The organism is Irregularibacter muris (assembly GCF_024622505.1).
GTDB classification, from domain to species: Bacteria; Bacillota; Clostridia; order Eubacteriales; family Garciellaceae; genus Irregularibacter; species Irregularibacter muris.
Window position 1 is genome coordinate 1 of record NZ_JANKAS010000031.1, and the last position, 1,911, is coordinate 1,911.

1 protein-coding gene is annotated in these 1,911 nt (G+C 34.6%); it reads right to left on the reverse strand.

All coding sequences use genetic code 11. From position 1 onward, the window contains the following. The coding region (locus NSA47_RS15265; RefSeq protein ID WP_257533555.1) for a tetratricopeptide repeat protein at positions 1 to 1,876 on the reverse strand (1,876 nt) is incomplete at its 3' end. Positions 1,877 to 1,911: the final 35 nt, after the last annotated feature.

Below are 1,911 nucleotides of genomic sequence, written 5' to 3' on the forward strand. Positions count from 1 at the left end.
TTACTGCACTGCTGGCTACACCTTCTTTAAATCTACTATCATTTGGGTATAACTCATATCCTTTTATATACAGGTTGAATTTCTCACTTGCATAGGGTGAATTATTAGCTTTATTATATAATTCATTCTCTGTTAGCAATATTTCTTTGCTCTTTGCCAATTCTTGATACCTGTTTACCATATCTATTGTTTCTTTAGGTACTGCTGGAGCATTTAAGATGGCATTGTAATAACCTATTGCTGTATCAAAGTTTCCTTGTTTGTGGTAGTTTTTCCCTAAATTTAGCATATTTATTGCACTGCTAGATATGCCTTCTTTAAATCTATTATCATTTGGATATAACTCATATCCTTGGATATATAGGTTGAACTTCTCACTGGCATAAGGAGAATTCTGCGCTTGGGTATACATCTTATCCGCTTGAGCCAAAGCCTTATTCTTCTGTGCAGTTTCTCTAATCTCCTTTGGCACTGAATCTACATCTATAATTCGATCATAGTAATTTACTGCAGCATCAAAATTTCCCTGATTATGATACTTTTTCCCTAGATTTAGTATGCTTACTGCACTGCTGGCTACACCTTCTTTAAATCTACTATCATTTGGGTATAACTCATATCCTTTTATATACAGGTTGAATTTCTCACTTGCATAGGGTGAATTATTAGCTTTATTATATAATTCATTCTCTGTTAGCAATATTTCTTTGCTCTTTGCCAATTCTTGATACCTGTTTACCATATCTATTGTTTCTTTAGGTACTGCTGGAGCATTTAAGATGGCATTGTAATAACCTATTGCTGTATCAAAGTTTCCTTGTTTGTGGTAGTTTTTCCCTAAATTTAGCATATTTATTGCACTGCTAGATATGCCTTCTTTAAATCTATTATCATTTGGATATAACTCATATCCTTGGATATATAGGTTGAACTTCTCACTGGCATAAGGAGAATTCTGCGCTTGGGTATACATCTTATCCGCTTGAGCCAAAGCCTTATTCTTCTGTGCAGTTTCTCTAATCTCCTTTGGCACTGAATCTACATCTATAATTCGATCATAGTAATTTACTGCAGCATCAAAATTTCCCTGATTATGATACTTTTTCCCTAGATTTAGTATGTTTACTGCACTGCTGGCTACGCCTTCTCTAAATCTATCATCACTAGGATATAACTCATATCCTTTTATATACAGGTTGAATTTCTCACTAGCATAAGGAGAATTCTGTGCCTTAATGAGCAACTCTTCTTTAGCTGAATCATCCCCACCTTTATTGGACATAGTTACCGATGCTGGTGTTTTCTCTAGGACTTCCTCTTCTAATGCACTTTCAGGTGCATCAGTAGGTTTATTAGTTTTTTCTATTTCTTCTACTGATTGTTCTCCTTGTTCCTTGGAAGTATCCTCTAATAATTTCTCTGAAGATTCATCACTTTGTTCTACTTCTTCCACTAGGTTATCATTGATGTCTGCTAAACTAAGAACTTCCATAGCTTTTTGGCATTGAATAAGTATTTCCTCCGGTACAATTATGCCATTATTTTCATTATGATTTTCAGCAATATCTATAATGACTTTATATCCCCTTAGGGCTTCCTCCCACTGGTTGCTTTGCTCATTATCCTTAGACCAGTTAAGTATTTCCTCAAGATGTTCAATGATATAGTTTTCAAATCTCTCATCCTCAGGGTATAGTTCATACCCTTCTAAGTATATAGCTATAACTTGGGATGGATTGGTTTCTTCCACCTTAGCTATTCCATTATATATCTCATCTGCTGATTTAACTTCTTCTGCACTCACTAAAGGAGCCAAAGGGGTAAGTAAGATACTAAAGAGACATACAAGGCTTATGATTTTTCTTAGCATTTTCACTTTCTCCCTCCTTTCTATTTTTTATTCAACTTCTT